Origin of the sequence: Nordella sp. HKS 07, assembly GCF_011046735.1 — a bacterium.
Taxonomy (GTDB): domain Bacteria; phylum Pseudomonadota; class Alphaproteobacteria; order Rhizobiales; family Aestuariivirgaceae; genus Taklimakanibacter.
On sequence record NZ_CP049258.1, the window covers coordinates 4004812 to 4029723 of the forward strand.

The 24912-nt window shown below is 62.1% G+C and carries 26 protein-coding genes; 9 read left to right on the plus strand and 17 right to left on the minus strand.

The window, feature by feature from the left end; all coding sequences use genetic code 11:
* Positions 1-2 precede the first annotated feature (2 nt).
* Together G5V57_RS18905 and G5V57_RS18910 are read right to left on the minus strand one after the other, a co-directional pair.
* Complete coding sequence (locus tag G5V57_RS18905; RefSeq protein ID WP_206530072.1) at positions 3-1526, minus strand: class I adenylate-forming enzyme family protein; 1524 nt, start codon at positions 1524-1526, stop codon at positions 3-5.
* 167 nt (positions 1527-1693) lie between these two features.
* Positions 1694-2392 carry a glutathione S-transferase family protein gene (locus G5V57_RS18910; RefSeq protein ID WP_165169112.1) on the minus strand — a complete coding sequence of 233 codons (699 nt, stop codon included), beginning with the start codon at positions 2390-2392 and terminating at the stop codon, positions 1694-1696.
* Positions 2393-2488: 96 nt separating this feature from the next.
* Between G5V57_RS18910 and G5V57_RS18915 the strand changes: the two genes are divergently transcribed.
* Complete coding sequence (locus G5V57_RS18915) at positions 2489-3385, plus strand: LysR substrate-binding domain-containing protein (RefSeq protein ID WP_206530073.1); 897 nt, start codon at positions 2489-2491, stop codon at positions 3383-3385.
* Here G5V57_RS18915 and G5V57_RS18920 read toward each other — a convergent pair.
* Genes G5V57_RS18920 through G5V57_RS18930 form a run of 3 tightly spaced genes read right to left on the minus strand, consistent with a single transcriptional unit; the run spans position 3378 to position 5796 of the window.
* Positions 3378-4418: a succinylglutamate desuccinylase/aspartoacylase family protein gene (locus G5V57_RS18920; RefSeq protein ID WP_165169113.1), complete on the minus strand. Its 1041-nt coding sequence runs from the start codon at positions 4416-4418 to the stop codon at positions 3378-3380. The genes G5V57_RS18915 and G5V57_RS18920 overlap by 8 nt on opposite strands.
* The gene (gene rimK, locus G5V57_RS18925) at positions 4415-5320 is read right to left on the minus strand and encodes a 30S ribosomal protein S6--L-glutamate ligase (protein ID WP_165169114.1); all 906 of its coding nucleotides are present in this window, start codon (positions 5318-5320) and stop codon (positions 4415-4417) included. The genes G5V57_RS18920 and rimK overlap by 4 nt, the downstream gene beginning before the upstream one ends.
* Entirely contained in the window at positions 5317-5796 is a 480-nt protein-coding gene (locus G5V57_RS18930; RefSeq protein WP_165169115.1) for a RimK/LysX family protein, read from the minus strand. Before G5V57_RS18930 ends, rimK begins: the two co-directional genes overlap by 4 nt.
* 106 nt (positions 5797-5902) lie before the next feature.
* Between G5V57_RS18930 and G5V57_RS18935 the strand changes: the two genes are divergently transcribed.
* On the plus strand, positions 5903-6379 hold the full coding sequence (locus G5V57_RS18935; protein ID WP_165169116.1) for a VOC family protein: 477 nt from the start codon (positions 5903-5905) through the stop codon (positions 6377-6379).
* Here the strand turns inward: G5V57_RS18935 and G5V57_RS18940 are convergent.
* The 8 genes from G5V57_RS18940 to G5V57_RS18975 form a co-directional block, all read right to left on the minus strand.
* The gene (locus G5V57_RS18940; RefSeq protein ID WP_165169117.1) at positions 6368-6853 is read right to left on the minus strand and encodes an L-2-amino-thiazoline-4-carboxylic acid hydrolase; all 486 of its coding nucleotides are present in this window, start codon (positions 6851-6853) and stop codon (positions 6368-6370) included. The two genes, G5V57_RS18935 and G5V57_RS18940, sit on opposite strands and share 12 nt — an antisense overlap.
* Positions 6854-6866: 13 nt before the next feature.
* Positions 6867-7238 carry a VOC family protein gene (locus G5V57_RS18945; RefSeq protein ID WP_165169118.1) on the minus strand — a complete coding sequence of 124 codons (372 nt, stop codon included), beginning with the start codon at positions 7236-7238 and terminating at the stop codon, positions 6867-6869.
* A gap of 4 nt (positions 7239-7242) precedes the next feature.
* Positions 7243-8553 (minus strand): 3,4-dihydroxy-2-butanone-4-phosphate synthase, encoded by a 1311-nt coding sequence (ribB, locus tag G5V57_RS18950; RefSeq protein WP_165169119.1) that lies wholly within the window; start codon positions 8551-8553, stop codon positions 7243-7245.
* Between the two features lie 138 nt (positions 8554-8691).
* On the minus strand, positions 8692-9411 hold the full coding sequence (locus tag G5V57_RS18955) for a class I SAM-dependent methyltransferase (RefSeq protein WP_165169120.1): 720 nt from the start codon (positions 9409-9411) through the stop codon (positions 8692-8694).
* Between the two features lie 71 nt (positions 9412-9482).
* Positions 9483-10082 (minus strand): superoxide dismutase, encoded by a 600-nt coding sequence (locus tag G5V57_RS18960; protein WP_165169121.1) that lies wholly within the window; start codon positions 10080-10082, stop codon positions 9483-9485.
* Positions 10083-10280: 198 nt separating this feature from the next.
* Positions 10281-11381 (minus strand): FAD-dependent oxidoreductase, encoded by a 1101-nt coding sequence (locus tag G5V57_RS18965; RefSeq protein ID WP_165169122.1) that lies wholly within the window; start codon positions 11379-11381, stop codon positions 10281-10283.
* Positions 11378-11842 carry a GNAT family N-acetyltransferase gene (locus tag G5V57_RS18970; RefSeq protein ID WP_165169123.1) on the minus strand — a complete coding sequence of 155 codons (465 nt, stop codon included), beginning with the start codon at positions 11840-11842 and terminating at the stop codon, positions 11378-11380. Before G5V57_RS18970 ends, G5V57_RS18965 begins: the two co-directional genes overlap by 4 nt.
* Positions 11839-13053 (minus strand): acyl-CoA dehydrogenase, encoded by a 1215-nt coding sequence (locus G5V57_RS18975; RefSeq protein ID WP_165169124.1) that lies wholly within the window; start codon positions 13051-13053, stop codon positions 11839-11841. The genes G5V57_RS18970 and G5V57_RS18975 overlap by 4 nt, the downstream gene beginning before the upstream one ends.
* 80 nt (positions 13054-13133) lie before the next feature.
* Here G5V57_RS18975 and otsB point away from each other — a divergent pair, with 80 nt between their 5' ends.
* From otsB to G5V57_RS18990, 3 genes are read left to right on the plus strand one after another with little or no spacing between them, the layout of a single operon-like run.
* Complete coding sequence (otsB, locus tag G5V57_RS18980; protein ID WP_165169125.1) at positions 13134-13898, plus strand: trehalose-phosphatase; 765 nt, start codon at positions 13134-13136, stop codon at positions 13896-13898.
* Complete coding sequence (locus tag G5V57_RS18985; protein WP_165169126.1) at positions 13895-15685, plus strand: glycoside hydrolase family 15 protein; 1791 nt, start codon at positions 13895-13897, stop codon at positions 15683-15685. Before otsB ends, G5V57_RS18985 begins: the two co-directional genes overlap by 4 nt.
* Positions 15670-17034, plus strand: coding sequence for a trehalose-6-phosphate synthase (locus G5V57_RS18990; protein ID WP_165169127.1), 1365 nt, complete (start codon positions 15670-15672; stop codon positions 17032-17034). The genes G5V57_RS18985 and G5V57_RS18990 overlap by 16 nt, the downstream gene beginning before the upstream one ends.
* A 182-nt stretch (positions 17035-17216) precedes the next feature.
* Here the strand turns inward: G5V57_RS18990 and G5V57_RS18995 are convergent, their stop codons facing one another.
* On the minus strand, positions 17217-19310 hold the full coding sequence (locus G5V57_RS18995; RefSeq protein ID WP_165169128.1) for a S9 family peptidase: 2094 nt from the start codon (positions 19308-19310) through the stop codon (positions 17217-17219).
* A gap of 487 nt (positions 19311-19797) precedes the next feature.
* On the opposite strand from G5V57_RS18995, the gene G5V57_RS19000 reads away from it, so the two are divergent.
* The 4 genes from G5V57_RS19000 (at position 19798) to G5V57_RS19015 (ending at position 23007) form a co-directional block, all read left to right on the plus strand.
* Positions 19798-21282 (plus strand): DUF2336 domain-containing protein, encoded by a 1485-nt coding sequence (locus tag G5V57_RS19000; protein WP_165169129.1) that lies wholly within the window; start codon positions 19798-19800, stop codon positions 21280-21282.
* Between the two features lie 165 nt (positions 21283-21447).
* On the plus strand, positions 21448-21864 hold the full coding sequence (locus tag G5V57_RS19005; protein ID WP_165169130.1) for a MucR family transcriptional regulator: 417 nt from the start codon (positions 21448-21450) through the stop codon (positions 21862-21864).
* A 140-nt stretch (positions 21865-22004) separates the two neighbouring features.
* Positions 22005-22517 (plus strand): PAS domain-containing protein, encoded by a 513-nt coding sequence (locus tag G5V57_RS19010; protein ID WP_165169131.1) that lies wholly within the window; start codon positions 22005-22007, stop codon positions 22515-22517.
* Between the two features lie 10 nt (positions 22518-22527).
* The gene (locus G5V57_RS19015) at positions 22528-23007 is read left to right on the plus strand and encodes a BA14K family protein (RefSeq protein ID WP_165169132.1); all 480 of its coding nucleotides are present in this window, start codon (positions 22528-22530) and stop codon (positions 23005-23007) included.
* A 67-nt stretch (positions 23008-23074) separates the two neighbouring features.
* Here the strand turns inward: G5V57_RS19015 and G5V57_RS19020 are convergent, their stop codons facing one another.
* The 3 genes from G5V57_RS19020 to G5V57_RS19030 all read right to left on the minus strand — a co-directional run bounded on the left by G5V57_RS19020 (position 23075) and on the right by G5V57_RS19030 (position 24737).
* On the minus strand, positions 23075-23539 hold the full coding sequence (locus G5V57_RS19020) for a SufE family protein (protein WP_165169133.1): 465 nt from the start codon (positions 23537-23539) through the stop codon (positions 23075-23077).
* A 121-nt stretch (positions 23540-23660) separates the two neighbouring features.
* Positions 23661-24287: a DUF488 family protein gene (locus tag G5V57_RS19025; RefSeq protein ID WP_165169134.1), complete on the minus strand. Its 627-nt coding sequence runs from the start codon at positions 24285-24287 to the stop codon at positions 23661-23663.
* 42 nt (positions 24288-24329) lie between these two features.
* On the minus strand, positions 24330-24737 hold the full coding sequence (locus G5V57_RS19030; protein ID WP_165169135.1) for a DUF5330 domain-containing protein: 408 nt from the start codon (positions 24735-24737) through the stop codon (positions 24330-24332).
* Positions 24738-24912: the final 175 nt, after the last annotated feature.

The window sequence follows — 24912 nt, forward strand, 5'->3', positions numbered from 1 at the left end:
TTTCACGCCTGAGCGGAAGCGATGGTTGCCAGGCGATGCTTGAGGATCTTGCCGGTCGGGCTGGCGGGTAAGGCTCCGCAGAAGACGTAGCGGCTCGGCCGCTTATATGGGGCGAGCCTTTCGGCGCAGAAGGCTGCAAGCTCGCCCTGCGTGAGCGACCTGTCTTTGACAGGCTGGATGAAGGCAACGACCTCTTCATTGCCATGCGCGGCGGGCATACCGATGACCGCCACCTGTTGCACTTTGGGGTGGGTCATGAGAACGGCCTCCACATCGATGGGGTACACATTAAAGCCTGACCGAATGATCAACTCCTTCGATCGCCCACAGAGATGCAGGGTGCCTTCTGTGTCGAGCTTGCCGAGGTCGCCGGTGCGCAGCCATCCGTCCGCCGTGATGGCTTTTGCGGTCATGTCGGATGCCTTGTAGTAGCCTTTCATTACATTGGGCCCACGGCACCATATTTCGCCGACTTCATCCGGACCGAGAGGCTGCTCGTCATTGCCGACGATACGGACCTCGACGAAGGGAATAGGCGGCCCCACGGCGCAGTCCGATCGTGGCTCCCCGAATCTCGTCGTCGCGATAGATGGCGATGTCTCGCTCGTCCCATAGCCATTGTGAAGTGGGAGCCCGGTCAGTTTCTCAATGGCTTGCTTGACGCCCTGGGTGAGAGGAGAGCCGCCCGCCCAGGTGAAGCGCAGGCGATGGGGGCCAAGACTCGCTCCGGTTTCGTGGATGTGCGCGAGCAGCCGGCTGTACATCGCCGGAACGCCCTGCAGAACCGTTAGTCCACGAGTGATTTCGCGCATGCATTGATCCGGAGCAAAGCGCGGAAATGAAACAAAACAGGCGCCGGCATAAAGGGAGCTCAGGAATATCGAGGCCAATGCCGAGACGTGCGAAATGGGCATGGCCCCATACACGACATCGTTGCAAACACAACCGCGGACACCTCCCGCGATAGCGGCATTGAACAGGAGATTGCGATGCGTCAGCATGACTCCCTTGGGTGCGCCGGTTGTGCCGGATGTATACAGCAGGGCAGCAACTTGCTCTTCGGATGAAGCGTGCACGGGCTCGGGTTCTGCCACTTCATGAAGAGGTCCTGCCGCCAATTTGCCAAGCCAGGGAAGGTCGTGGAGCTTCGCACCGTAAATCTCAGCATGTGCGGCGGCTTCGGCGGAAACTTCGACGGTGAAGATAATGCGGCGTGGTTGGCAGTGACCGGCAATCGCAGCGATTTCAGCGGCCGAGAGGCGGGCGTTCGCCAGAACGATCCACACATCGAGATTACAGGCGGCCAGGAACAGGGAAATTGTCGCCCGACCATTCTCGTTGACAACCATCAGGCGATCGCCGGCGCGGATAGAGAGGGTTATCAGGAACGCTTCCGCACTCCTCACCGCTGTGGCAAGATCGCCGTAGGTCCAGAAGTGCTCGCTGTCGATGAGAGCGGGAGAGCGCGGTGTCCAGGCAGCCCAGTCCCAGAGGAGATCGCTGATGCGATTGGGGAGGCTGGCCATACGCTCGACGGACTGCCGTGGTTCTGGCCGCATGGTGCCCGCTCTCGCCAAGATCTTTGCTTAGGCTACTCTCCAACTCTTCTGGGGTAAAGACGAGCCGGAGCTGGGTAAGAGGGGCGAGCCAAAGTGCTGTCCGCCTTGAGTCCCCTCTCTCCGCAAGCGAAGAGTCAGATCTCGCTCAGCGCCTGTTCCAGGCTGACATGGCCGGCAAAGCCGCCTGCGCCCTTCACATCTTCTCCGAGCTCGATCGCATGGGCGAAATTCACCGCCGGATCGTTCTCCAGCCGCTCGAACAAGGCCTGCACCGCCGGATAGTCCTTGCGGTCGACCACATCGTGATATTTCGTCCACCGCGCGATGCCGATGAAATAGGCATCCGCCAGCGTGCGCTCATTGCCTAGGAGCCACGGGCTCTTGCCCAGCATCATTTCCAATTCGCGATGCACCTTGGCGACATCGGCCGCGCCGTAGGCTCTGAGCGCCTGCTTCTCTTCGGGCTTCAGCGTTTCATGCTCCAACGTGTACCAGAGCGGACTGAAGGCATTGAAGAAGCTGGTGTTGAGATAAGCGAGCCGCTGATTGAGTCCATCGAACTCCATAGTGCCCTGCTTGAAGCCCAGGCCCTTCCCGATGCCGCGAGCGCCGAGATGATTCATGATCGCCAGGCTCTCGCTGATGATCCTCCCGTCGCCGGTCTTGAGCGACGGGGTCTCGCCGACCGGATTGATGCGGCGGAAGGCGTCGCTCTGCACCACTTCCGGCATCTGGATGCGGCTCAGCCGGTAGGGCTCGCCCAGCCATTCGAGGGCCACGATCGAGCCGAAAGAGCAGCCGGAGGGAATGCCGTAGAAGAGGATCGGTGTCATGTGGTGGTCTCCTGTGTTGACACCGAAGGTATAGATTCGTGGACTTGCGGCCTGTAGACACTCCAATTGCGTTTTAAAGTCTACATTCATAGACTAATGGCTATGTATAACCTCAACGACCTCATCTGCTTCGTGCACGCGGTGGAGACCGGCGGTTTCGCCGCTGCGGGTCGCAGGCTCGGGCAGCCCAAATCGACGGTGAGCAAGCGGGTGGCTGAGCTCGAGGCCGCCTTGGGCGTGCGCCTCATTCACCGCACCTCCCGGCATTTCGCCCTGACCGAGCTCGGCCGCGATGTGTATGACCACGCCCGCGCCGCGGTGATCGAGGCGGAAGCCGCCGAAACCGTCGTCCGACGCCGCCAGGCCGAGCCCTCGGGCACGGTCAGGATCACCACCTCGGTGCCGACTGCCCAGTTCCACCTCGCCGACCGGCTGCATGAGCTGGCGCGCGCCTTCCCCAAGCTCAGCCTCGAGCTCCATGTCACCGACCGCTTCGTCGATCTGGCCCAGGAAGGCTATGACATTGCGCTGCGCAGCCATTTCGCACCCCTGCCGGATTCGGGCTTGATGCAGCGCCGCATCGCCACCGAGCCGATCATCCTGGTGGCGGCCCCGGATTACCTCGACGCCCGTGGCGAGCCTGTCGAGCCGGCCGCGCTCAATGAGCATGACGGCCTCATCGTTTCATCCGCGGTGCGCAGCTGGCGCCTTAACAGTCAAAGCGGCGCCAAGATCGAGGTCGAGCCCAAGCCGCGCCTCACCGCTGATGAATCGGTCGTCCTCATGAAATCGGCGATCGCCGGCCTGGGCATAGTCTGCCTGCCGGAGAGCATCGTCGCCGAAGCGCTGAAGCAAGGGACGCTCAAGCGCATATTGCCGGACTGGACAGCCGGCGGCGTCACCACGACGTTGCTCACGCCGCATCGTCGCGGTCAACTTCCCTCCGTCCGAGCCGTAATCGACTTTCTCTCGCAAGCCGAACAGATCAGATGATCTCGTCTTCATCGAAGAGCGGCGCTTGCGCCAGTTCTCCGCCGATGCGGCCGATGCGAGCACGCGATGTTTCGGGATCTTTCATCCGGGCGATGTGGAAGAGGGCGTCGCCGCGATTGACGATCGGCAGATTGGTGCGACCAATAATGATGCCGTTCTCGGGCGAGATGACCTGCACTGGGCGTTCGCCGAAGGGATCCGAGATCTCGCCGATCACAGCGCCCTTGACCACCTGATCGCCGGTGATGGGCACCGCGCGCAGCAGGCCGCCTTCCGGGGCCCTGAGCCAGGCGCTCGACGTCGAGATCGCCGGCGGCACCTTGCTGCGCGCGATATTGGTGGGCGCGATCATGTTGAGCCATTTCATTACCCGCAATATGCCGATGACGCCGGCGCGGATGGCGATCTCGTCGAAGCGCAGCGCCTCGCCGCCTTCGTAGAGCAGCATCTTCACGCCATTGTCGCGCGCGCATTGCCTGAGCGTCCCCTCACGCAATTTGGAGATGAGGATCACCGGCGGTCCGAACGCTTCCGCCATCTGCAGCAGATCGGGCTCGTCGGGCGCGATCCGGATCTGCGGCAGGTTGGTGCGATGCTGCGCGGCGGTATGGAGGTCGATGCCGTAGTCGCTTCGCAGCACCACTTCGCGCATGAACAGATCGGCGACGATGGAGGCGAGTGAGCCGTGGTCCGAGCCGGGGAAGGAGCGGTTGAGGTCGCGCCGGTCAGGCATATAGCGCGAATGGCTGATGAGACCGAAGGCATTGACCACCGGCACCGCCAGCAGCGTGCCGGCGAGATTATGCACCGTGCGGTGGCGGATCACCCGCCGTACGATCTCCGCCCCCAGAATCTCGTCGCCATGGACGACGGCGGAGAGAAACAGAGCCGGCCCGGCTTTCTCGCCGTGAACGACATGGACCGGGAGCGTCAGTGGTGTGTGGTTGGAAAGCGCGCTCACCGGCAGGTCGACGGTCTTGCGCTCGCCCGGAGCGAGTGTCGTGGAGCCGAGACGAAACGGCTTGGCGCTCATCCCTTGCCCTTGGTCTTGGTGCGCCCCGGCCGCGCTTCCGCCTCGAGGAACTGGATGATCGCGGTGGCGACATCGACGCCGGTGGCTTTCTCGATGCCTTCGAGCCCCGGCGAGGAATTGACCTCCATAACCAGAGGGCCGCGGCTCGATTGCAGCATATCGACGCCGCAGACATTCAGGCCCATTGAGCGCGCCGCCTTCACCGCCGCCGCTCTCTCCTGGCGGGAGATGGCGATCTTCTCGGCCTGGCCGCCACGATGCAGATTGGAGCGGAAGTCGCCCTTGGCACCGGAACGCCGTATGGCGGCGACCGGCTTGCCGTCGATGACGAAGACGCGAATGTCGCGGCCCTCCGCCTCTTTGATGAACTCCTGCACGAGAATGGCGATATCGGCGCCGTGAAACGCCTCGATGACCGACTTCGCCGACTTATGTGTCTCGCTCAAGACCACCCCGATACCTTGTGTGCCTTCGAGGAGTTTTATGACGGTCGGCGCTCCGCCGACGATCTCGATGACGTCGTCGGTGCGCGTCGTGTCATTGGCGAAGGCGGTGATCGGCAGGCCGACCCCGTCGCGCGCCAGGATCTGCAGCGAGCGCAATTTGTCGCGCGAGCGGCCGATGGCGACGGATTCGTTCAGCGGGAACACGCCCATCATCTCGAACTGGCGCAGCACCGCCAGGCCGTAGAAAGTATGGGATGCGGCGATGCGCGGAATGACGGCGTCGAAGCCTTCCAGCTTTTCGCCCATGTAGCGCAGTTCCGGCTTGCGCGAGGTGATGTTCATATAGCAGCGCAGATAGTCGACGGGCACGATCTCATGACCGCGCTCTTGCGCCGCCTCAGCAATGCGCTGATGCGAGTAGAGTTTTGGATTTCGGGTGAGAAGCGCGATCTTCATTGGGTCTTGGACTTCGTCTTTTTTGGGCGCTTGCTTTTGAGGAAGGTGCGGCTCGGATCGACCAGAAAAGTGCCCTTGATGGAGCTGCGGCCGATCAGCATCGCGGCTCCCATATCGGCACGCTGGGTAAGGGTGATTTCGGCGTCGAGCAGATGTTTGCCGATCTCGATCGGTGTGGCGATCACGGCGCGCAGCTCGATATGACCGTTCGAGCTCTTGATCCGGCGCAGATCATGCAGCGGCATCTCGCACTCGATCCGCCTCAGCGAGCCGCCGCGGCGCTGCAGCTTGAAGCGCACTTTCATGCGCTTGCCGCGTCCGGAAATACGTATGTCGTCGGCATGCAGCGCCGCCGAGCGGGCGCCGGTGTCGATCTTGGCGACGATCGGTCCGGCGCCGAGTTCGGGAAGGCGGACCGATTCCTGCCAGCCGACCACGGCCGGGCCATCCTGCTCGTCTATGTCATCATCCGCCATGGCCTCACCGGTCTAACCATAAAGTACGATCCGGAAAAGGGGAAATCGGCCTTTGGCCATTGGTGAATTGCGGTACCATCGGCCGGGGCCGGGAATGGAGGATATCATGAGGGATGGAGAGCTGATGCAGGTGGCCTATCTCGTGCGCGATATCGAGGTAGCCATGCGGCGCCACTGGGATCATTGCGGCATCGGCCCGTGGCATGTCTATCGCTTCTCGGCGCCGGAGGTACGCGACTATCTTTACCGCGGCAAGCCAGCCACCCATGAAGTGCTGATCGCCGTCACCAAGAGCCCCGGCATCCAGCATGAGCTGATCCAGCCGGTCAGCGGCTACTCGATCTATGACGAGTTCCTCGAAAGCCGGGGCGAGGGCCTGCACCATACCAAGCTCTATTATGCTGATTGCGCCAAGGCAGTCGCCGATTATGCGCGCCGCGGCTATCCGGTCATCCAGAGCGGCAAGTTCGACGCGGACGAACACTACTATCTCGATACCGAGAAGGACTTCGGCTACATCATCGAGCTCGGCAATGGAGGCCGTATCCGTGAGACCGAATGGCGCTATCCGTCAGCGGGATGAGTCCTCTGCCTTGCGATACGTATAGCGGAAGGTGCAGCAGGGCGCTCCCTGCATGATCGTCTGCTTGCGCTCCAGCGTGATATTCGGGTCGTAGCCTTCGCAGAAGGTACCGTCGCGATTGCAGGACAAGAGATGGCCGATCTTGCCGAGACCCATCTCCTTGTAGGTCTCGGCATAGCGGCAGCGCGTGATGTCGAAATCGAAGCGTTCGTCGCTGGCTTCCAGCACCTTCATTTCGAGAGCGCCGTCGGCGGTCCAGAAGTCATAGAGCTTGATGAAGTCGGCCATCGAGGTTTGGCCGTCTGGCGCCTTCTTGGCGAATTCCCGGCCTTCTGCGATGGCCGCTTTGCGGATGGCGCGGTCAAGGATTTCGGCGGCCTTCTCTTCGCCGAGTTCGGCGGCCATTTCGGCGAAGATCGGACCGATGACCTGCGCCTGCAGGCGGCGCTTGGTGAGGGTGGGCAATTCGCTCATGGGAGAAGCTCCGTTACTGCGCGCGCGGCTCGAACAGCTCGATCACATTGCCGGACGGGTCTTCGGCGAGGATCTGCCGACCGCCCGGTCCCTCGACGACATCATTGCGGAAATTGGCGCCGTTCTCGCGCAGCCGCGCGACGACATCGGAGAGATTCTTGACCTCGATCACGAAGCGGTTCCAGCCGCCGGGCCCGGGAACGCGCCCGTCCGGCATCGGCCTCGCGGCCGAGGCATTGGGCCCAGCCAGCCAGAGCGTCAAGCCGTCTTTGTCGAGAATAGCCATGTTCGGGCCGAATTGCTGCTTCAGCGCGAAGCCCAGATGATGCGTGTAGAAGGCGATGGACGTTTCGACGTCCTTGACCATGTAGCGGACCGTCGCCATGGCGTCACCCTTCGATCTTGATGGTCTCCGCGATATCTATACCAAAGCCGGACAGGCCCACATAGTGACGCGTGCTCGAGGTGATGAGGCGTATCGAATGTACGTTGAGATCGCGCAGGATCTGCGCGCCGAGGCCGACATCGCGCCAGACCTGCTCGCGGATGGCCGCGCTGCCCGTCTTCTCAGAGCCCATTTTCTGGCCCGCGGGCACGCCTGCGGTGCCCTCGCGCAGATAGACCAGCACGCCGCGACCCTCGCGCTTGAAAATGTCATAGACCGAGTTGAGCACATGCGGGGCGCCGAAGATGTCGGCGACGATATCCTCGCGGTGCAACCTGACCGGGACGCTTTTGCCGCCGCTGATGTCACCGTAGACGAGAGCCAGATGCTGCACACTGTCGAAGGGCGTCGAATAGGCGAAGCCGCGCAGCTTGCCGATCGGGGTCGCGATGTCGAACTGGCTTTCCTGATTGACGAGACGTTCGCGCGCCTGACGATAGGCGATGAGATCGGCGACCGAAATGATCTTGAGATTGTGCTCGCGCGCAAAGGCGCTGACCTGGGGCCCGCGCTTCACCGTGCCGTCGTCATTGACGAGCTCGCAGATGACGCCCGCCGGATGGAGTCCGGCCAGCCGCACGAGATCGACGGACGCTTCGGTGTGGCCGGAGCGCATGAGCACGCCGCCCGACTTGGCGACGAGCGGGAAGATATGGCCGGGGCGCACGAAGTCGTTCGCCTGCACATTGCCATTGGCGAGCGCATGCACGGTGGCGGCGCGTTCCTTGGCCGAGATGCCGGTGGTGAGGCCTTCCCGATAGTCGATCGAGACGGTGAAGGCGGTGCCGAGCGGGGCGTCGTTGAGCGCCACCATCGGGTCGAGCTTGAGGCGGCGGGCATCCTCGGGCGTGATCGGCGCGCAGACAATGCCGCAGCAATAGCGGATCATGAATGCCATCTGCTCCGTCGTGATCTTGCAGGCGGCGGCGACGAGATCGCCTTCGTTTTCGCGATCATCATCGTCAACGACAACGACCATCTCACCGCGGGCGATGGCCGCGATGGCGTCCTCGACGCGGTCGAGTTCGGAGGCGGAGGCAGGGGCTGATGGGGTGGCGGTATCCATGGCGGCGGGTCCGGAGAAATCTTCTGGGCGAACGGCGTTATTGGTGAAGCTCGCGATCTTGAGGGCGAGGTCGAGGGAGGGCGACGCCCCGGCGATAAGTTGCGAGACGCGGCCCTGCGAAACGCCAAGGGCCTTGGCGAGGGCGGATTGCGAGGTGCCGGTCTTGTCCAGCCAATCAGGGAGCTTCATAGCGAATATTTAACAGTGCTAATATAGTAAGAAAAGAAAATTATTAGCATACCTAAATATTCCCATCGCGTCATGCCGCAGGCGCGCCAGCCGTTCAGGGCGCGCGACGGCTCGGTGGTCGCTGTTGCGGGCTCGCTGTCAGCGATCAGATGGAAATGGGCGCGCCTTGAGCCATAGGAACAAGGGAATTCGGGTCCAGCGAGACGGGTCCTGCGGAGCGGGCTCCTTGAGCGCGGTGATGGCGAAGCCCGCCTGTGTAAACGCTGCCATATAGTCCTGGAGCGGTTGCGACCAGCCGGCAAAGTGCATCTTGAGTCCGTTCTTTTCCTCGGCGCCTTCGAAGCGCTCGCGCCGGAAATAGCTGCCGGGCACGACGAAAGGGGCGTCAGGCTCCGGGCCGGAGAAATGCCCGCGATCGGCGAAGGGATGCACGATCGACACGATGAGAGATCCGGAGGGCTTCAGGACGCGCCGCATCTCCTTGACCGCCGCCGGCACGTCTTCGATATCCATGAGCACATTGAAGGCCAGGACGATATCGAAACTTTCATCCTCGAAAGGCAGGGCCGCTGCTGCGGCCACTTCATAGTGATGGGCCGAATCCATCTCCTGTGCGGCTTCGACAAATCGCGCGACCGGATCGGCGGCGGTGACGTGATAACCCAGCTCTTTGAGCAAGCGCGAGACCCGGCCCTCGCCGCAGCCGACATCGAGTGCCTCACCCTTGCCATTGCCGACGAAATCCCGAAACGCGCTGCCATACTTCCAGAACGCGTCATGGTCGGGCGCACGCGCCCAGGCGATCCATTCCTCGGCGACCTCGGCCCAATGCGCCTGATCGGTTTTCTCAACTGTCATCGCATGCCCCTTGGGACGAAAAAGCCCTCTCCTTGCGGAGAGGGCGTGACATTTCGTGTAACTTGGGAAGCTCAGGCTTCCGAGAACATCTGCTCGACATGCTCCCAATTGACGAGATTGTCGATGAAGGCTTCGAGGTACTTCGGCCGCGCGTTGCGATAGTCGATGTAGTAGCTGTGTTCCCACACATCGACGCCGAGGATCGGCTGGGCGCCATGCATCAGCGGGTTCTCGCCATTCGGCGTCTTCTGGATTTCGAGCTTGCCGTTTTTCACCGCGATCCAGGCCCAGCCGGAGCCGAACTGCGTGGTGCCGGCATTGATGAAATCGGCGCGCATCTTGTCATACCCGCCGAGATCCGAATCGATCGCCTTCTGCAGCTTGGCAGGCAGCTTCTTGCCGCCGCCGTCTTTCTTCATCCACTGCCAGAAATGCAGGTGATTGTAGTGCTGGCCGACATTGTTGATGAGGCCCTGGTTCTTCTCCTTATAGGCGGCCTTGACGATCTTGGTCAGCGACTGGCCGGCGAGGGGAGAGTCCTTGAGCAGGTTGTTGCCGTTCGTCACATAAGCCTGATGATGCTTGTCGTGATGATATTCCAGCGTTTCCTTCGACATGTAGGGCTGAAGCGCGTCATAGGCATAAGGCAGAGCGGGAAGTTCAAGGGCCATGGTGTCATCTCCTTTTTTGTGAGACGTTTCCGCAGAATTTGCGAAAACTGTCCCGGCTCCTGGCAACGAAGAAGCGCCTGCCGCGATGAGAAACGGGGCGGCAAGCGTTTGAAACTGGCGACGGGTAATCAAGCAGATCTCCTCGACCTCATCAAAACCCAACACTGAAATAGGCGTTTGGGTTCCGTCTGTCAAAGATCAAGCCTCGGCTCTCAGCCACCGCAAAAGCGACGAGTCATCGCCGGATTCGACCGCTTCCGCCAGCCGGCGCCCGACCGCGGCGCCGAATTTGTAGCCATGACCGGAACAGGCCGAGACGATCAAAGCCTTGCCTCTGCGATACGACAGGAATTTGTCATCGGCGGTGAAGGTGTAGGCACAGGTCCGTACACGCGCCACTGCATATTCGCGAATGCGCGCCAGAGGCGGAGAGAGCAGGTCGCGCAAGCGTTCGCCTTCGCCGTGGCTCTCCACCCGGTCGGCATCGGGATCGCACGCCGGACGCTTGACCAGGCTCGCTCCGGCCTTGAGCCCGGTGCCGGCGACAGGTGGCAGCATATAGGCACCGGTCTCACCGCCGATATCCAGGATGGCCGGCGCGTCCGCCCACGCACTTGCGAGATCATCGGGAGGCGTCAGATAGGCGACGAACGTCCGGTATAGCGTGAGATGCCGGCTGAGCTCCGGCACCAGTTGCAGGACCCAGGCGCCGGCCGTGACGACGATCTGGTCGGCCGCAATCAGGTCGCCATCGCCCAAGCCGACCGTCCCTTTGTCGGCGTCGATCGCGTCGACACGGCTGTTAAGCCGCAGCGTCGCGCCATTATCCGTCAGCCAGCGGGCCAGATCGGACGCGATGCGCTGACAGAGAAGCGCACCGCCGGCTCTGGTGAAATAGGCGTAGCGGATGGTGGCCGGATCGAGAAAGGGATAGCGCCGGGCCGCTTCCTTCGGCTCGTAGAGCTCATAGGCCTCGCCCATCCGGTCATAACCCAGACGGAAATTCTCGCCGTCATCGCCTTCGAATTGCGACATGGCCAGCACGCCGCGATGCGACAAATGCGAGCGGCCGAGATCGCGCCACAACTCGTCCCAGGCGGTGAAGGCTTCCGAGATGGTGCGCGCATAGCCGTCGGCCGAGCCAAAGCCGCGTCTGATCATGCGGTGTTCATCGCCCGAGGCGGCCAGCGGATTGGGGATGCTGCCTTGTTCGACGAGCGTCACCTGGTGGCCGCGCTTGGTCAGCGCCCACGCGGCGGCAAGACCGGCTATGCCGCCGCCCGCAATGCAGACCTTCATACCACCTGCTTTTCCATGAAGACGGAAAAGGGGTCGTCAGTGGGATAGTCGGCATAGGGTCCGCAAAGCGTGAATCCGCACTTGGCGAAAAGACCGAGTGCTTCCGGCTGCAGCGTGCCGGTTTCAAGTTTCATCGCCTTGAGCCCGTGCTCGCGCGCATTCTCCTCGAGCCTGGCGAGGATCAGCTTCGACAATTTGAGCCCGCGCGCCTCGGGCCTTACATAGATGCGCTTGATCTCGCCATAAGCGTGGTCGCGATGCCAGAGCGCGCCGCAGCCCAGCGCTTCGCCGTTGCGCCGGGCCACGAAAAAATGGATATCCGGCGCGGCAAGCGTCTCGATATCGACGAGATGATTGCTTTCGGCCGGATAGAGCCGGTGGAACATGTCATCGAGATCGCGGATGAGTTGCGTCACATCCGCTATGCGCGGGTCCTCACGCCGGATCTCGATCTCGCTCATGGCTGGAAGGCCTGCAGTCCCGTCTGCGCGCGTCCGAGGATCAGCGCATGCACATCATGCGTGCCTTCATAGGTGTTGACGGTCTCGAGATTGACCATGTGACGGATGACGTGGAATTCGTCCGATATGCCGTTGCCGCCATGCATGTCGCGGGCGTCACGCGCGATGGCGAGCGCCTTGCCGCAGTTGTTGCGCTTCATGAGCGAGATGGCGGGCGGCGCCGCGTTGCCGCGCTCGAGTGCGCGACCCAGAGCAAGCGCCCCCTGCAGCCCGAGCGCGATCTCGGTCTGCATGTCGGCGAGCTTCTTCTGCACCAGCTGATTGGCGGCGAGCGGCCGGCCGAACTGCTTGCGGTCCAGCGTATACTGGCGTGCCCGGTGCCAGCAGTCTTCCGCCGCACCCATGGCGCCCCAGGCGATGCCGTAGCGCGCCTTGTTGAGACAGCCGAACGGGCCGGACAGGCCGCGCGCATTCGGGAAGATGTTCTCTTCGGGGATTTCGACATTGTCGAGAACGATCTCGCCGGTCACGGAGGCGCGCAACGACACCTTGCCTTCGATCGTGGGCGTGGAGAAGCCTTTCGTGCCGCGCTCGACGAGGAAGCCGTGAATGCCTTCATCCTCGAGCTTGCCCCACACAACCGCCACATCGGCGATCGGCGAATTGGTGATCCACATTTTCGTGCCGTTGAGCACGAAACCGCCATTGACGCGCTTGGCCCTGGTCTTCATGCCGCCGGGATCCGAGCCCGCATCGGGCTCGGTCAGGCCGAAGCAGCCGACCCATTCGCCGGTGGCAAGCTTGGGCAGGTACTTCTTGCGCTGGGCTTCCGATCCGTAAGTTTCGATCGGGTGCATGACGAGCGAATTCTGCACGCTCATCGCCGAGCGGTAGCCCGAATCGACGCGCTCCACTTCGCGTGCCACGAGGCCGTAGGCGACATAGCCGAGGCCCGATCCGCCATAGGCTTCCGAATTCATCATGCCGAGGAAGCCGACTTCGCCGAGCTCATTCATGATTTCGCGATCGAAGCGTTCCTCGCGGAAAGCCTTCTGGACGCGCGGCAGGAGCTTGTCGGCGCAAAAGGCGCGCGCAGTGTCGCGGATCATGCGCTCGTCTTCGTTCAGCTGGCTTTCGAGATCGAGTGGATCTTCCCAGTTGAACTCGGCAAGCGAGGTAGGGCCATGGGCTTTGCGGGCGGCTTGGGTCATGTGGAACTTTTCATCGCTTCGAAAGTTGCTACCGAGCACGTTAACAACGCCAATCGCCCCAAAATGTCAAATCCTGCCCAATGGTGACCCAATCTCCAGCCGATCAACCATCCCAGACGCTTCTCAAACCGCCTCGTCTGACGTTACGCCATGCGCTTTTCCTGGATCTCGACGGGACGCTTATCGATATCGCTGAGCGGCCCTCCGCCATCGTCGTCCCGCGCGACCTGCCGGCGCTGCTCATGCGGCTGCAAATATTCCTGGGCGGCGCCGTGGCGATCGTCAGCGGCCGGCCGCTCGGCGATCTCCTCGTCTATCTTGCGCCCGCCGACCTGGATATCATCGCCGAGCATGGTGCCGTGGTGAAACGACGCGGCAAGCCGGCGCCGGCGCCTGAGGCCATCTGGCCCGAATCCTGGCAGAGCCGGCTGCAGAGCTTCCTTGACGATCACCCCGCCGCCGAGATCGAATACAAGACATCCAGCATCGCCCTGCATTTTCGCCGGGAGCCGGACGCCGCCGATGCAGCCTCGCGCCTCTTGAAAGATTTGGTGAGCGAGGCCCCCGCGGGCGCCGAGATATTGCCGGCCAAGATGGCCTTCGAGCTCAAGCTCAGTCCCGTCAACAAGGGCCAGGCGATCATCGACCTGATGAAAGTGGAGCCTTATCGCCGCCGCATCCCTGTATTCGCAGGCGACGATGTGACGGATGAGCCGGGGTTTGCCGCGGTCCGGGCCATGAATGGCGTGGCGCTTCCCGTCGACAGGGCATTCGGCGGCGAGCCGCGTCTCGTTCGCGCCTGGCTCGCCCGGGAGATCGGAATTAAAGGAGAAGCGGCCGCATGAAGCAGATGGAAATGGGCGTGATCGGCAACTGCACGGTCGCGAGTCTCGTCGATTCGCACGCGCGTCACGTGTGGTTCTGCTTCCCGCGCCTCGACGGAGATCCGCTGTTCAATGCGCTGGTGAATGGTACCGATCCCCAGAACGGATTCATGGACATCGTGCTGCGCGACCAGCAGAAGACCCGGCAGATTTATTTGCGCAACACCGCCATTCTCGAAACCATCCTGACCTGCGAGAGCGGGTCGCTCCGTGTGCTCGACTGGGCGCCGCGCTATAAGCAGCAGGGCGAGCTCTTCCGCCCGCCCATCATCATCCGCCGCATCGAACCGCTCGAGGGGCGCTGCCATGTAAAGATACGTGCCCGGCCGACATTCGAATACGGCGCGACACAGCCGGTGATCTCGGTCGGCAGCAACTATCTGCGCTATGCCGGAGGCAATTCGGTCATCCGTCTTACCACCGACATGCCGGTCGCTTATTTGCGCGACGAGGCCTTTTTCCTTCTCGACCGCCCGGTGCATATCTTCATCGGCAGCGACGAGGCGCTCCCGTCCCGTGTCGACCGCATTGCGCGCGATTATCTCGAGGAGACGACGGGCTATTGGAATGACTGGGTCCGCGATCTGGCCGTGCCCTTCGATTGGCAGGAAGTCGTCATACGTTCCGCCATCACCTTGAAGCTGTGCAGCTTCGAGGACACGGGCGCCATCCTCGCCGCCTTGACCACCTCGATCCCGGAGGCCGCCAATAGCGGTCGCAACTGGGACTACCGCTATTGCTGGCCGCGCGACGCCTACTTCACGGTGATGTCGCTGAATCGCCTCGGCGCCACGACGACGATGGAGAATTTCATCACCTATCTGATCAATTCGGTGATCTCTTCGAATGTGCAGTTCCTGGCGCCGCTCTATCCGATCGTGCCGGGTTCGCCGCTTGAGGAATATGAGGCTGAGGCGTTGAAAGGCTTTCGCGGCATGGGACCGGTGCGCGTCGGCAATGGCGCTTCGATCCAGCGCCAGAACGACATCTATGGCTCGGTCATTCTCGCCGCCTCCCAGATGTTCTGGGACATGCGCCTGCCGCGCCCGGGTGATCGGGCACTTTATCATCAATTGAAACCCATCGGACTTATGGCAAAGGCCACTTCGCTTGAGGCCGATGCCGGCATATGGGAATATCGCGGCCGCACCCGCGCCCACACATTCTCGGCGGCCATGTGCTGGGCGGCGCTCGAAACCCTGGGCCGCATCGCCCGTCATGTCGGGGAGAGCGCCGACGCCGGCGAGTGGTATCAGGCCGCCGCCGATCTCAAGCAAAAGTTGCTTGAAGGCGCCTGGAATGAGACGGCCGGACATTTCGGCGGCAGCCTGGGCGGCAGCGAGCTCGACGCGGCGCTGCTTCTGATGCCGGAGATAGGCATCATCGGCTATGACGATCCGCGCTTCCAGAAGACGCTGGCGGCGATCGAGCAGCGTCTGCTCGTCGACGGGCTGATGATGCGCTATGCCGAGGAGGACGATTTCGGCAAGCCCGAGACCGCCTTTCTCGTTTGCACCTTCTGGTACATCGAGGCACTCGCCAATTGCGGCCGGCGCGACGAGGCCTTGGCACTGTTCGAGCGCGTCCTCGCGCTGCGCAACCATGTCGGCATCCTGTCCGAGGATGCCGTCCCCACGACGGGAGAGCTGTGGGGAAATTTCCCGCAGACCTATTCGATGGTGGGCATCATCCATTGCGCCCGCAAGCTAAGCCGCACCTGGGAGGAGGGCCTATGGCTCGTCTCGTGATCGTCTCCAACCGCGTGCCGGCGCCCGCCAGACGCGACCAGACGGCGGGAGGTCTTGCTGTCGTGCTCGAGGAAGCGCTGAAGGGCGACGTGCTGTGGTTCGGCTGGTCGGGCCGCCGCGTACCGGAGGCCTCGTCAAAGCCATCCTCAGCCACCCGCGGCACGATCACATTCGCCACCATCGATCTGAGCGAAAGCGACTATCAAAGCTACTATGCCGGCTTCGCCAATCGCAGCCTGTGGCCGCTGCTGCATTATCGCACCGGTCTCGTCGCATTCTCGCGCGAGGAATATAAGGGCTATCGCGCCACCAACCGGAAATTCGCCGAAGCGCTCATGCCGCTCCTGCGGCCGGATGACATTGTCTGGATCCACGACTATCACCTGATCCCGCTTGGCCATTCTTTGCGCGAACAGGGCTGCCGCCAGAGGATCGGCTTCTTCCTGCATATACCGTTTCCTCCGCTCTCGGTCTTCGACATTCTGCCGCCGGCCAGGGAACTCATCGTCGACCTTGCCACCTACGATGTCGTGGGCTTCCAGACCAATGAGGACCGCGACAATTTCCAGGGCTGTGCCAGGAGTCTCCTGGACGGCAATCAGCGAGCCCAGGCGCTGACCGCATCCGTGGCCATCCCTGTCGGCATTGACGGCAAGGCCTTTGCCCGGATGGCGGAGACATCGCGCATGAACGCGGAATCTCACCGGCTGAAGCACAGCCTCGTTGGCCGCAGGCTCATCATAGGCGCCGACCGGCTTGATTATTCCAAGGGACTGCCGCAGCGCTTCGAGGCCTACTCCGAACTGCTCGAAACCCATGCCGATTATCGCGAGAAGATCAGCTTCCTGCAGATCGCGCCGCGCTCGCGCGAGGAGGTGACCGAATATCGCGATCTGAAGCGCGGTCTCGACCGGCTCACCGGCAGGATAAACGGCAAATATGCGGAATTCGACTGGGTGCCGCTGCGCTATATGACCCACGGCCTGTCGCGCAAGCTGCTGGCCGGATTCTTCCGCATGGCCGCGATCGGCCTCGTTACGCCATTGCGCGATGGGATGAACCTGGTGGCGATGGAATATGTCGCCGCCCAGGATGAAGACGACCCGGGCGTATTGGTCCTGTCGCGCTTTGCCGGTGCGGCGGCGAGCCTTGATGCCGCGCTGATCGTCAATCCGTTCGATACCAGTGCTGTCGCCGAGGCGATCCATCAAGGCCTCATGATGCCAAGGGAGGAGCGCCGCACTCGCTGGCTGAACTTGATGGACAGGATCGAACAGGACAGCGCCGCCTCTTGGTGCCGGCGCTTCCTGGCGCGCCTCACCGATACGAAGCTGCGCGCCGCGTCTTGACCAGCGCATCGGACCGAAAAGTGCGAAGCGGTTTTCGGATAATCCGATGCGCAAATCAAAGAGTTAGAGAGCCGGACCGATCCTATGTGAGCATCCGGCGCTCTGAAAGGCTCTGAGCCCCGCTGACGATCACGTTGATGAGTTTGGATTGACTCAATCCAAACTCATCGTGGTCTAACTAGTCAGGCTTTTCCGCTCATCATCAATCTGAAGGCATAGACGAGCGCCACTTCCTTGAGCCGGTCGAAGCGTCCGGGCGCGCCGCCGTGCCCTGCCTCCATCTGCGTCTTGAGCAGCAGCAGATTCTGGTCGGTCTTGCGGTCGCGCAGGCGCGCCACCCATTTCGCCGGCTCCCAGTAAGTGACGCGCGGATCGGTGAGCCCGCCCACCGCCAAGATATTGGGATAGTCCTTCGCCGCAACATTGTCATAGGGCGAATAGGCGGCGATGATATCGTAGAATTCCTTGCTGGCGATGGGATTGCCCCATTCGGTCCATTCGGGCGGCGTCAGCGGCAGCGTGTCGTCGAGCATGGTAGTGAGCACGTCGACGAAGGGCACCTCGGCGACGACCGCCTTGAAGAGCTCGGGCGCCATATTAGCGACGGCGCCCATCAGCATGCCGCCGGCCGAGCCGCCTTGCGCCACGATCTGCCTCTCACGGGTGAAGCCCGCCGCGATCAGATGCCGCGCCGCCGAGATGAAGTCGTGGAAAGTGTTCTGCTTCTTCTCGCGCTTGCCTTGCGTGTACCAGCGATAGCCCTTCTCCTGTCCGCCGCGAATATGCGCAATGGCATAGACAAAGCCGCGATCGACGAGGGAGAGGATATTGGTGTTGAAGCTGGCCGGGATGGTGATGCCGTAGGAGCCATAGCCATAGAGCCAGAGCGGGGCTGATCCATCGAGCGGCGTGTCCTTGCGATAGAGAAGCGTGACCGGCACGGTCTCGCCGTCATGCGCCGGGGCCTGGATACGGCGGGTGACATACTGCGCCGGATCATGGCCGGACGGCACTTCCTGGCGCTTGCGCATCACGCGCGTGCGGTTCCGCATGTCATAATCATAGATCTCGGCCGGCGTCGTCATCGACGAATAGCTGAAGCGCAATATGTCGGTGTCATATTCGAGCATCTGGCCGAAACCCAGCGAGTAGGCTTCTTCGGCAAAAGCGATCTCGTGCTCGGCGCCGCTTTTCATGTCGCGCACAACGATGCGCGGCAGGCCGTTCACGCGTTCGAGACGGATGAGCCAGGATTTGAGCGCGATGATGCCGAGAACCAGTGTGCCGGGGCGATGCGTGATAAGATCGTGCCAGTTCTCGCGGCCCGGTGCGGTGACCGGCGCGGTGACGATCTTGAAGTCTTCCGCGCCATCGGCATTGGTGCGGATGATGAGCTGATCCTCCCAATGCTCGACGTCATACTCGACGCCGCTCTGGCGCGCGGCGATGAGCCGTGGTGGCGCGTCGGGCGTCGTCGTGTCGATCAGATAGACTTCCGATGTCTCATGGTCATGCGTGTCGACGAGGAAGAAACGGTCGGACTGCGTCTTACCGGCGCCCACGAAGAAGCCGGTATCTTTTTCCTCATAGATGAGGCTGTCGGCATCGGCTTTGGTGCCCAGCACATGACGGAAAACCTTGAGCGGGCGATGATTCTCGTCCTGCTGCGTGTAGAGGAAGCTTCGGCCGTCGGCGGCCCAGCTCATTCCGCCTGCGGTGTTGTCGATCTCATCCGCGAGGTCCTTGCCGGTGACGAGATCGCGGATGCGGATGCGGAAGAACTCCGAGCCCTTGTCATCGGCCGACCACGCCAGAAGCCGGTGGCCGGGAGAGATGGCAAAGCCGCCGAAATCGAAGAAGGGCTTCGAGCCTGCCTCGATCGTACCGTCGATCAGAATCTGCTCCGTTCCGCTGAGGTCGCGGGTCTTGCGACAATAGCGCGGATGCTCGGCGCCGATCACGTAGCTGGAATAATAAGCGAAAGGCCCGTCGGGCGCGGGAACACTCGAATCGTCCTCCTTGATGCGGCCCTTCATTTCGGCAAAGAGCAGATCCTGCAGCGCCTTGGTGCCGGCCATGGCGCGTTCGGTGTAGGCGTTCTCGGCGTCGAGATAGGCACGGATATCCGCCGACAGCGCGGAAGGGTCCTGCATGACCGTCTGCCAGTTCTCGGCCTTGAGCCAGGCATAGTCGTCATGCCGGGTGACGCCATGATGCGTATCGGCATGTGGGCGCTTTTCCGCACGCGGCGGATTTATCAGTTCGTGCTTCGTCATTTTACTTCGTCTTCTGTGGGTCGAGATGGAGCGCCGTTCCATTCATGCGATAGCGCAGGCCCGGGGAACACATCGCCGAGATGGGCCTCGCATTTGGCGTAGCGCATCCCATGCGAGACATCGTGATGCTCGCGGCGTCGGATTTGATGGCTTTCGGGGTGTCGGGCACGTTCATACTTTCGATGGGCTGTCTGGGAGAGGATAGACGGACAAGCATGCAGCCGCAAATCGGCCGCTCCTGGCCGGCCGTTAACCGTCCCTTAAGCATAATACCAATGGTAAATGGTTTCTGTATCGGCTTTGACAAGGGTTTAAGCAGTTTTAGAGGCTTGTGGGTGTTTAATGAAATTTAGCTAGCGCGGAATGCGAAGTGAGCACCGGTTTTTCGCGAGAATCCCGCGCTAACATATAAGAATCGATCACGTTTGTGAGTATGGATCGTCTAAATCCTAACTCATCGTGATCTATGAGGAGAGTTGGGCCGGACATGTCGAGCGCGCAGCCTGAAGATGGACTGCCTGTGCGCCGCGTCATTACTGCGGATTCCTTCCGCGCGCTCAAATTCAAGCTTTCCGGTGCCCGGCCGGCCGCCGCGCCGGCCGATCCGGTGTCATTGCCTCAGCCTCCAGCACCCCAAGTCCTGCCGCAAGAGAGGCCTGTTCTGGCGGTTCCGGTTGAACCACCTGCGGAACCTGAGACTGTCGCCCATGAGCCGCCGGCCCCGCTGGATGTGCCTGAAGAAGAGCCGCCGGCCGAGTTGATCGTGGAGAATGCGGTTGCGGCCATGCCTGAGGCGGCGGAGCCCGCCGAGGCTGAGCCGCCTGCCGAAGCCGCTCGGCCCGAGCCCGCTCCTGAGCCTGTGCCCGAAACCGCGCCGGTCGTCGCGCCCGAACCGCCGCGTGTCGAGGCGCAGAGCAGCGTGCCGAATGCTGGTACCACTGCGGCAAGTTCCCCTTCTGCCGGTTTCATCGAGCGCCGTGTCGTGGAGCGGCCGCAGCCCGAAGATCCGGAAGCTGGCAAGCGCGCCCACGCGCTGCTCGACATCATGGCCATGCCGACAGTAGGCTCGTTGCCGCAAGAGCGCGCGCTGGCCAACGATACGCTGCTTCGCCTCATACCGCGTATGCCACTCAAAAGCCTGCGTCATCTGGCTGAGCGCGTATGTGTGATGGAATCGCCCTCTCAGTTGCTGGTCCGCCGGCTCATCAATGACTCTCGCATCGAGGTGTCGGGTCCTCTCCTCGAGCAGGCCATGACGGTCGATGACAGCGATTTGATCGCCGTCGCCGCCAGCAACAACCCCGCCAAGCTCAAGCTCATGGCGCGCCGGCGGATCATTTCGCCGGCTTTGTCGGAGGCGCTGATCCGCTCGAACCATGTTGAGACGCTGCTCAATCTCCTCCGCAATCCGGGGGCGGCTTTCTCGATTGAATCCATGTGGCGGCTGACCCGCATCGCCGCCGGTCATCCGGTGCTGCAGGCGCCTTTGGTGACGCGCCACGACACGCCGTCGCCCATCGCCTTCCAGCTGTTCTGGCAGCTGCCTTCGGAGTTGCGCCGCTACGTGCTGTCGCGCTTCCTCACCGATTCGGAGACAATCTCCAAGATACTCACCATGAATGCCGAAAGCGACGGCGCGCCGCGCAAACATGCCGACCATTCGCTGCTTTCCGAGCTCGAGGTGACCGCTCCCGGCGAGGCCGGCGCGATCTATGCCGAGCTCGCCCATGTCGGCCGGGAGACCGGTGACCGGATCGCCGAGGACCAGGGCGGCGAGGCCCTCACTGTGGCGCTGAAGGCCGCCGGACTGACCCGCGCGCAGTTCGGCGCCATCGCCGACAAGCGCGCCGACGCCGAGGCGCTGAAGGCGATTTTCGATACGCTTTCCTTCAACAAGGCGCGCGTGCTCCTCACCTACTGGGACTGGGCCGCGCGGCGCACCGGTCCCTATGCGCGCATCGCCGCCGCGTGAACGAGAATGCGGCGCCGATGGAACTGGTCAGCGCCGAAGAATCAGGCACGGCGCAGGGGATCAAATCACCGAGAGGCGTGAAAAACTCACGCTGCCGGTCTATTGATTCGCCCTATGATAGATGAAATAAAGCCCGGTCCTTAACCAAGGGGGCATCGGCCATCCATGCAGGAAAATGCCAATCTTGTTGAACTGACGGCCGACATCGTGGCGGCTTACGTCGGCAACAACACTGTGGCCCTGGACGATCTGCCGAAGCTCATTTCGAGCGTCTATCAATCCCTCGCCGCTGCCACGAATGGGGCAGCGGAGCCGAAGCCCGCCCAGGCGGCCGAATTGAAGCCCGCCGTTCCCGTGCGCAAGTCGATCACGCCGGACTACGTCATTTGCCTTGAGGACGGAAAGAAATTCAAGTCGCTCAAACGACATTTGCGGACGCACTACGATCTGTCTCCCGAGCAATACCGCGAGAAATGGGGGCTGCCGGCCGACTATCCGATGGTGGCGCCGAACTATGCCGAAGCGCGTTCGAGCCTCGCCAAGAAGATCGGACTTGGACAGAACCGCACCGATCGGCGCTGACCGAGGGGATTGAGCCTTAGGGGCGTTTCACACGGCACATTTGGGTCGGGTTCCGCATTTGGACTCTTGCGGCGCAACCCCTGTGGATTCATAAGTCAAGGGGCGCCGCGAGGGCGATTCGGGGCAATGGATTCGAGGATATGGTGAAGGGACAGGGAAATGCGGCCTTCAAGGCGCAGTTGATCATCCCCGAACATCGCCAGCTCTATGAATATTGGCTCTTGAAGGCGGCAGGCCGCCCGATGCCCGACAAGCGCGATATCAGTCCCGCTCACATTCCGCGGCTTTTGCCCAATATCAGCCTGATCGAGGTGGAGATGCCGGGCGAGCGCTACCGTGTCCGCCTCGCCGGAACCAGGCTGCGCGACGTGCATGATTGCGAAACCACCGGTCTCTATCTCGACGAACTCGATTGGGGCGACAAGCGGGATTATTGGCTCGCCGCCTATCATCGCATCGCCGAGGAAGGAAAGCCGGCGCAGGGCGTCGTCCGTGGGCCACGGACCCAGAAGGAGCATCTCGTCCAGTTCTGGCTCAAATTGCCCTTGACGCATGGGGGCGATCGGGTCGGCATGATCCTGTGCTACGACGCTTTCCTGCCGGGATCGGAAGTCATCGAGACGATAGAAGAGAAGCTGGCCGCGGCGCGCTGATCTCCTCAATATGAACAAGATCACGGCGCTGGATCGGACCATGCGATATGCCCCGTCATTCCTGGCTCTGCCGCTGCTTGTCGCCGGTTTCTTAGTCGGTTTCTTCGCCGGCACAGCGGCTGCGCAAGCCGATTCCTGCCGTTTTACCACTTGTGGCGCGCAAGAGCGCATGTTTGGCACTAGGCCACTCTATAACAACGACCCCGGCAATCGTGGCGGTCGCAGCTGGAACGACATCTACAATCAGCGCAACCAGCCGCGCTTCAAGCCGGGCGTGAAGGCCGAGCCTTTCGACATGGGCTCGCCGATCGATCCGACGAGGCCGCTGGCGAAGGGCAACAAGACCGACCCTTTCAGGACCAACGATCCGCAGGCCCGCAACGAACATATGCGCTGGTGTCGGCAGCATTACCGCTCTTATGTCGGCGCCTCGGACACCTACACGACCTTTGACGGGCGCACCCTCTTTTGCAACAGTCCTTACGACTGATCAGCGCGCGCGCTGGAGCATCGAACCGAAAAGTGCGAAGCGGTTTTCGGATACTCCGATGCGCAAATCAAAGAGTTAGAGCGCCGGACCGATTCGATGTGAGCGTCTGGCGCTCTAATGCCGCCTGGGCGTCCGACTTGATGCGCGCCACCATCGAAGCCACCCCATTCGAGCGCTGCGGCGTCAGATGCTCGCGCAGATCGAGTTCGTCGAGGAGGGTGCCCGCGTCATTGGCGAGGATCTCGGAGGCGGGCCGATCCGAGAACAGGCGGAAGATGATGGCGATGAGGCCCTTGACGATCAGGGCGTCGCTGTCGCCGGTGAAGGACAGGCGCGGCTCGCTGCCGTTCGTCTCTTCATGTGCCGCGATCCATACCTGACTGGCGCAGCCCTGCACCTTGTTGGCCGGGATGCGATCCGTCTCGGCGAGCGTCGGCAGCGCGCGGCCGAGTTCGATTACATAACGATAGCGGTCTTCCCACTCATCGATGAGAGAAAAATCTTCCTTTAGGGCTTCTATCGTTTCCTGCATGAATCTCTGCCTTGACCCCGCTTCAGATAGGCGTTTGGCGGAGCGATCTCAAGCGGTGGTGACAAAGTCGCCGGCAGGTCGACCTGGCTACGGCGACCGGGACCGCTCGCCCGTCGGAGCGTCAAGCTCGGAACTGATCGTTCTTGCCGGCCTGAGCGGGCCTCTCTGAGAAGGCGGCCCTTCGCGCTTTGTCGCGATACGCCTGGGCGATACGGTCCTCGTACGCTGTGAACAGATCCCTGTGGGATCGGTGAGCCATGGCAAGCAGCAACTGCTCGATATCGTCCTGTCCGATAGTCTCACCCGAACCCAGTATGTGCCTGACGCTGACGCCTTTTTCCTTCAGCGCACGCCCGATCAACAGGCAGCGATGGCAATCGAGCGGATCGCGCTCGGCGCACATCAGGGCAATTCGATGGGTGCGGGAGCCCTCGATGACACGATCGAGGCCATGGGTGAAGCTTTCGATCTGCGCCATCTTCTCGTAGTCGGCCACACCATCGCTGAAGAGCTCGGGCGTTTTAGGGCGGCCGCCAAGCTCGTCACCGAGATAGACATAGGCGATTTTCTCGGCGGCGAGCGCCTGCTTCAGCGCCTCACGGTTGAATTGGGGAACATGTCTGGAGAAGGGAACGCTGCGCACATCGGCCATAGCCGTAACGCCCGCCTGGCGCAGAAGCTGAATGAAGCTCTCGACCGATTGCGTGGAGTGGCCGATCGTCAGCACTTCCACCGTCTTGTCCATCATGGCCCCAGCATAGGGAGTGGCGGAGTGGGCCGCCAGCGCCGATCAACCTTGCGTGGCAGGGGGCCGCCATTCAGGGATCAGATCCTCGAGCTCGAGCGTATTCTGGCCGGGCCTCGCGCGGTCGCCTGACGCGGTGGTGACGCCGCTTTCGCCCGGCTCGGCCGCAAGCGACGGCGAGGTGCCGTTCGGCTCGCTCGCCCATTCATAGAGGAGCTCGACGCCGTATTTAGCCTTGCCCTCGAGCTTTACGGCAACGTAATGCGCGGTGTCGCAGACAGTAGCCTGGCGGCTGCAGAAGTCGCGCATGTCGGCGACCGCCGACATGGCGGCAGCAATAAAGTGCGTCGCCGGCGGGTCGACGTCGGCCGCGGCGTTCATGCGCTCTTCGGGCGGTGAGGGCAGGAAGACCACCGCCGCGGTGAGCAAGACGAGTGTCCTGATGATGCGCATATCTATTCCCCTTGTCCGGCTTCAGTCATAGCGCCCGGGGATTTCGTGCGGTTGAATGACGGCGTGGCAATTCGAGTCAAAGTTTTGGCAAGTTTTAAGTATTTCATTAACCATTCGGAAATCATGACACCTTACCCCTGGGGCCCCGCGACAACCCGGCATTAAGCATCGCGGA